The sequence below is a fragment of the Bacillus sp. m3-13 genome, from assembly GCF_000175075.1.
GTDB lineage: Bacteria > Bacillota > Bacilli > Bacillales > Bacillaceae_I > Sutcliffiella_A > Sutcliffiella_A horikoshii_C.
Map to the genome: position 1 here is coordinate 1 of NZ_ACPC01000030.1, position 6,502 is coordinate 6,502.

The following is a 6,502-nucleotide window of genomic DNA, read 5'->3' on the forward strand; positions in this document are numbered from 1 at the left end:
GTTTAATGAAGCCCCCGAAGTGAGAAGGCTCAAGCACACGCCCTCTGGATAAGCGAACCCCGGAACGAAAGGAAACAGGAGTAAACCCTAAAACCAGAATCTTGTCGAATTATGATTTCCCGAGGAATAATTATTTCTATTGAGTCAGTTAGGTTACCATATAGTATAATGAAACTAATTTTAAAGCATGGTGGGGATATAAATGTTATTTGTGTTAGATGTCGGAAATACCAACACCGTAATCGGTGTATATGACGGAGAAGAACTTAAACATCACTGGCGTGTCGAAACAAGCCGCAACAAAACAGAAGACGAATTCGGGATGATCTTCAAATCCCTGCTCGAACATGTAGGCTTAACCTTTAAAGACTTCGAAGGAATCATCATTTCCTCCGTAGTTCCGCCAATCATGTTCTCCCTTGAAAGAATGTGCCAAAAATACTTTCATCTAAAACCACTCATCGTCGGACCAGGAATCAAAACAGGTTTAAATATAAAGTATGAAAACCCAAGAGAAGTAGGAGCCGACAGAATCGTCAATGCTGTGGCGGGGATCCATCTTTATGGAAGCCCACTAGTGATTGTGGACTTTGGAACCGCAACTACCTATTGCTACATAAACGAGGACAAGCAATATATGGGCGGGGCAATCGCACCTGGGATCAGCATTTCCACAGAAGCGTTATACTCCCGTGCATCCAAGCTTCCAAGAATAGAAATTGCCAGACCAGATGGAGTAATAGGCAAAAACACCGTAAGCGCGATGCAAGCGGGCATTCTTTTTGGCTATGTTGGACAGGTTGAGGGAATCGTAAATCGTATGAAGAAACAAAGTGATGTAACACCGAAAGTTATTGCCACCGGTGGTCTTGCTTCCCTTATCGGCAATGAGTCAGATGTTATTGATATTGTAGATCCTTTCTTGACGTTAAAGGGATTGCATTTAATTTATATGAAAAATACTAAAGAGGATTGAAACACGAAAGGAGCTAACTAACATGTCAGACTATCTCGTAAAAGCTTTGGCTTTTGATGGCCAAGTACGTGCATATGGAATTAGAACAACAGAAACGGTGGGAGAGGCTCAACAACGCCATCAGACATGGCCAACAGCTTCCGCTGCATTAGGCCGTGCCATGACTGCATCCGTTATGATGGGAGCAATGCTAAAAGGTGAAAATAAACTTACCGTGAAAATAGATGGCGGCGGGCCTATTGGGGTAATTTTAGTCGACAGCAACGCAAAAGGCCAAGTTCGTGGTTATGTTACCAACCCTCAAACGCATTTTGACTTGAATCAGCACGGCAAGCTTGATGTGGCGCGTGCGGTCGGAACCAACGGAACACTTTCTGTTGTTAAAGACCTTGGTCTAAGAGAGCATTTTTCCGGTCAAACAGAATTGATTTCAGGAGAGCTTGGTGAGGACTTTACTTATTATCTTGTATCTTCCGAGCAGGTGCCTTCTGCAGTCGGAGTTGGTGTACTTGTTAACCCTGATAACACGATTCTTGCAGCGGGAGGTTTCATCATTCAACTTTTACCAGGAACGTCAGAAGAGACAATCACTTTGATTGAAGAGAAAATCAATAATATGACCCCTGTTTCCAAGTTGATTGAAAGAGGCCTGACGCCGGAAGAACTTTTGACAGAAATCCTTGGAGAAGGAAATGTAAAAGTCCTGGAAAACATGCCAATTGAATTCAAATGCACTTGTTCTAAAGAACGCTTCGAACAAGCGATCATTTCTCTGGGAGAAAAGGATATCACAGAAATTATCGAGGAAGACGGTCAAGCAGAAACACACTGTCACTTCTGTAATGCCAAGTATCTTTTCAGCAAAGAAGAATTAGAAGCGATGAGGGAGCAAGTAAAAGGCTAGGGGGCACATATGAACGAAAAGCGGAGATTAAAACAAAAGTGGGTATGGAATATCATATTTGGCCTCGTGATTATTAATTGCCTCACGCTAGCAGTAGTGGTAAAGCAGACTTTCTCCTTGAGAGAGGCATCTGATGCAAGTGCATTCGTTAATGGTCAGGCAAATATCGTTGCAACAGTGGGCGATACGGTCATTACAAGAAAAGATATGTTAGAGGAACTTGAAGGTATGTATGGGCAGGAAATGCTCACGAAAATGGTTAATAATGAAGTGGTGAAACAAATCGCGAAGAAATATAAGGTGACGGTTTCGGAGCAGTCGGTCGACAGAGAATGGAAAATGATCAAAACGATGTACAGTCGTTCTCCTTTGCATACAAATACTTCTGAAGAGCTGGTGAAGGAGCAGATTCGTTCCAGTTTATTATTAGAAGAACTGCTTGTGAAGGATGTCAACATACCAGAAGCAGAGCTTGAAAGTTATTATCAAGAAAACAAACAGCTTTATACGATAGAGGACGCTTTTCATCTCTCACATATTATCGTAGAGACGAAAGATGAGGCAGACGCTGTTGTAAAAGAATTAGAGGATGGATCCAATTTTACTTCTCTTGCAATGGAAGTCTCAACAGATGAGTTGACAGCAAACCAAGGAGGCGATCTTGGGTTTTTGACGCATGAATCGCAAGTGTATCCGACAGCCTATATGGCAGAAGCTGCAAACTTAAAAGAGAAAACGTGGAGCGATCCAATTTCTGTTGATGAAAAGTACGCTATCATTTACCTTTATGAAAAAATGGATGGCGTTACGTATTCCTTTGATGAAGTTAAAGACCAGATTCGCCGTCACCTTGCGATGGAACATATGGACGGTTCAGTAGATGCCTCCATCTTCTGGGACGAGGTTGGGGTGGAGTGGAATCTACCGTCTGCACAATAGGTCGAACCAAATAAATTGACAATTCAGATTTAATGGTGTTAAATGGGATTAATCCGACCAAAACACTAAGTTTTAAAGACAGGGGGAAGAATAAATGGTACGAGTAGCAAATTCTATTGATGAGTTAGTCGGGAAGACTCCCGTCGTAAAGCTAAATCGAATTGTAGACGAAGACATGGCTGATGTGTATCTGAAGCTTGAATTTATGAATCCTGGAAGCAGTGTTAAAGATCGTATTGCCTTAGCGATGCTTGATGCTGCGATAGAGGATGGCAAGTTAAAAGAAGGTGACACGATTATTGAGCCTACTAGCGGGAATACTGGAATCGGACTTGCGATGATTGCGGCAGCTAAAGGACTGAAGGCTATCCTGGTCATGCCTGAGACGATGAGCTTGGAGAGACGAAATCTCCTTCGTGCCTATGGAGCAGAACTGGTACTTACACCAGGTCCGGAAGGCATGGGCGGCGCGATTCGAAAAGCGGAAGAATTGGCTAAAGAAAAAGGAATATTCATGCCGCAGCAATTCAATAATCCGGCAAACCCTGAGATACACCGTAACACGACAGGGAAAGAGATTGTCGAGCAATTCAGCGACGGTCTTGATGCCTTTGTCTCTGGTATCGGAACAGGCGGTACCATCACAGGTGCCGGCGGAGTCTTAAAGGAGGCATTCCCGGGTATTAAAATTGTGGCGGTGGAGCCGGCAGATTCCCCGGTACTTTCCGGCGGTAAACCAGGGCCTCACAAAATTCAGGGAATTGGTGCAGGGTTTGTTCCTTCTATCTTGGATACAAACATCTACGATCAAGTGATTACCGTGAAAAATGAAGAAGCGTTTGAATATGCTCGCCTTGCTGCTAAACGTGAAGGGTTGCTTGGAGGTATCTCTTCCGGAGCTGCGATATCTGCGGCCTTGCAAGTGGCAAAAGAGCTTGGTAAAGGCAAAAAGGTGCTGGCAATTATCCCAAGTAATGGGGAACGCTATTTAAGCACACCATTATATCAATTTGAAGAATAGGTTATCTTAAGGGGAACAGTCAGTTGAGCTGTTTCCCTTTTCTTTTATCGTGCATCAGAGTGTAATTTTCATGTAATATAAAGGTAGTATGCAATTTAGGAGCGTGACAGCAAGAATGCAAAAGGTGCCTGTTGGAATCAAGTTAACGTTAAACGAAGATCAATGGTTTGCTAAATATAAATCACTCGCAAAGGACAAACCGTATCATGTCCTTTTAGAGAGTGGGCGTGGGGGAAGATATCATATCATCGGGCTTGACCCAATTGCCACCATTCAAGGAAAAGAACAAGAGCTGCACATAGATTATCTGGATGGGAAAAAAGAAAAGAGGACTGGAAATCCATTATCCTTGTTACAAGAAGTCATTTCAGAGCGATCTATTCAAAAACTACAAGGCTTTCCTGACTTTACAGGGGGAGCGATTGGTTACTTGACCTATGATTGCGTCAGGTATATTGAACGTTTACCAGATATCGCTGAAGATGACCTGGCTTTGCCGGACCTTTATTTCCTGTTGTTTGATGATGTTTTTGTGTATGACAAAAAAGATAATGTGCTCTATTTGATAAGCCATGCTCCAGAAGGACAAGAAAAAGCAGCTATTACACGACTAGAGTTATATAAAAAACAATGGGAACAGCCGGTGGAAGAAGAAACGTTCTACCCGTACACGCCCCAGAGACAACCGGTCGAAAGCAGAGAGGTTTCTTTTACAGAAGAGGACTTCATAAAAGCTGTAAAAAAGATTCAAGCATATATTGCGCAAGGTGATGTTTTTCAAGTGAATCTTTCTGTCAGACAGGGAGAACCGCTTTTGACTCATTCTATGGAAGTCTACTCGTCTTTGAGAAAAATCAACCCTTCTCCATATATGGGGTATATGCAATTCCCGGATTTCCAGCTTGTCAGCGGTTCCCCGGAACTTTTAGTCAAGAAAAAAGATGATGTGGTAAGTACGCGGCCGATAGCAGGTACAAGATCCCGCGGGATGACGGATGAAGAGGACATCAGGCTTGCACAAGAGCTGATTGATAATGAAAAAGAGCGTGCCGAACATGTCATGCTGGTGGATCTTGAGCGCAACGATCTGGGCCGGGTCTGCGAATATGGTACGGTAGAAGTGAATGAATTCATGGCGATCGAAAAGTATTCGCATGTTATGCACATTGTCTCGAATGTCCAAGGGGTATTAAGAGAAGGAAAAAATATTTCTGATATCATCGAGGCGACCTTCCCTGGCGGTACGATAACTGGTGCACCTAAGGTAAGGACGATGGAGATTATAGAAGAACTTGAGCCGGTAAGACGTTCTGTATATACTGGTTCCATAGGGTGGATCGGCTATGATGGAGAGATGGAGCTAAACATCTCCATCCGGACAATGATTGCCAAAGAAGGCATGGCCTATGTTCAGGCAGGTGCTGGAGTGGTCATTGACTCTGTGCCGAGGCGGGAATATAAAGAATCCTTAAAGAAAGCCGCAGCCCTATGGAAAGCGAAAGAGCTGAGTGAAGAAGAGGTAAAAAAACGAGCAGAGGTGAGAGTATGATTTTAATGATCGATAACTATGATTCATTTACGTACAATTTGGTGCAATATTTAGGAGAGCTTGGCGAGGATCTGGTGGTAAAGCGTAATGACGAAATTACCATTGAGGAGATCGAAGCACTCAACCCTGAATTTTTAATGATTTCTCCTGGACCTTGTTCACCAAATGAGGCAGGAATCAGTTTGGAAGTAATTAAGCATTTTTCCGGCAAGAAGCCGATATTTGGCGTATGCCTTGGACATCAATCCATTGCCCAGGTTTTTGGCGGTGATGTGATCCAGGCGGAAAGATTGATGCATGGAAAGACGTCTGAGATGCATCATGATGGAAAAACGATTTTCCAAACATTGGCGAATCCCTTTGTTGCGACAAGATACCACTCTTTAATCGTAAAAAAGGAAACCCTGCCGGAATGCTTTGAGATAACAGCATGGACAGATCAAGATGAAATAATGGCCATCCGTCATAAAGAGTTGCCGATCGAAGGAGTACAATTCCACCCCGAATCCATTATGACCTCCGTAGGGAAAGAGTTGTTGCGCAACTTTATTGCCACCTACTCTACCAAAAAGGTATAACATGATTGTTTATAAGGATGGAAGTTGGCAACCGATAGAAGAGACAAATGTATCTGTAATGGATCACGGTTTTTTATACGGAGTGGGGCTTTTTGAAACGTTCCGTACGTATAACGGTGTCCCGTTCTTGTTTCGCGATCACCTGAAACGGTTAAGGGAAGGTTTAGAGTCCGTCTATATAGAGTGGGACCATACAAATGAGCAGCTATACGATTTGGTAATAGAGGCATTGGAGAAAAACGGTTTAACGGATGGTGTAATCCGGCTGAATGTCACGGCCGGCATCAGCAACTGGGGGCTTCCAACTGAAACGTACCGAGCCCCGTCCTTGCTGTTGTTCACAAGGCCTGCACCTGAACACAATCCTGGGAGTAAGAATGCAGTAGTTTTGAACCGGAGACGTAATACCCCTGAAGGTGATACAAGGTTAAAGTCCCACCACTACTTAAATAATCTTTTAGGTAAAAGGGAATTAGGGGCCAGCTTGGATCTAGAAGGGATCTTTCTTACAGAGGAAGACTATGTGGCAGAAGGG

The 6,502-nt window shown here is 43.4% G+C and carries 7 protein-coding genes; all 7 read left to right on the forward strand.

Features of this window, described 5'->3' with window-relative positions:
- Positions 1 to 202: 202 nt before the first annotated feature.
- A complete protein-coding gene (locus M313_RS0116900) occupies positions 203 to 976 on the forward strand; it encodes a type III pantothenate kinase (protein WP_010191427.1) in 774 nt (257 codons plus the stop codon).
- A 22-nt stretch (positions 977 to 998) separates the two neighbouring features.
- Positions 999 to 1,880, forward strand: coding sequence for an Hsp33 family molecular chaperone HslO (hslO, locus tag M313_RS0116905; protein ID WP_010191428.1), 882 nt, complete (start codon positions 999 to 1,001; stop codon positions 1,878 to 1,880).
- A gap of 9 nt (positions 1,881 to 1,889) precedes the next feature.
- Positions 1,890 to 2,819 (forward strand): peptidyl-prolyl cis-trans isomerase, encoded by a 930-nt coding sequence (locus M313_RS23920; RefSeq protein ID WP_010191429.1) that lies wholly within the window; start codon positions 1,890 to 1,892, stop codon positions 2,817 to 2,819.
- A 94-nt stretch (positions 2,820 to 2,913) separates the two neighbouring features.
- Complete coding sequence (gene cysK, locus M313_RS0116915) at positions 2,914 to 3,840, forward strand: cysteine synthase A (protein ID WP_010198012.1); 927 nt, start codon at positions 2,914 to 2,916, stop codon at positions 3,838 to 3,840.
- Between the two features lie 115 nt (positions 3,841 to 3,955).
- Positions 3,956 to 5,389 (forward strand): anthranilate synthase component I family protein, encoded by a 1,434-nt coding sequence (locus tag M313_RS0116920; protein WP_010191432.1) that lies wholly within the window; start codon positions 3,956 to 3,958, stop codon positions 5,387 to 5,389.
- On the forward strand, positions 5,386 to 5,967 hold the full coding sequence (gene pabA, locus M313_RS0116925) for an aminodeoxychorismate/anthranilate synthase component II (protein ID WP_010191433.1): 582 nt from the start codon (positions 5,386 to 5,388) through the stop codon (positions 5,965 to 5,967). Before M313_RS0116920 ends, pabA begins: the two co-directional genes overlap by 4 nt.
- A 1-nt stretch (position 5,968) precedes the next feature.
- Positions 5,969 to 6,502: aminotransferase class IV (locus M313_RS0116930; RefSeq protein WP_010198014.1), on the forward strand; the 534-nt coding region annotated here is incomplete at its 3' end.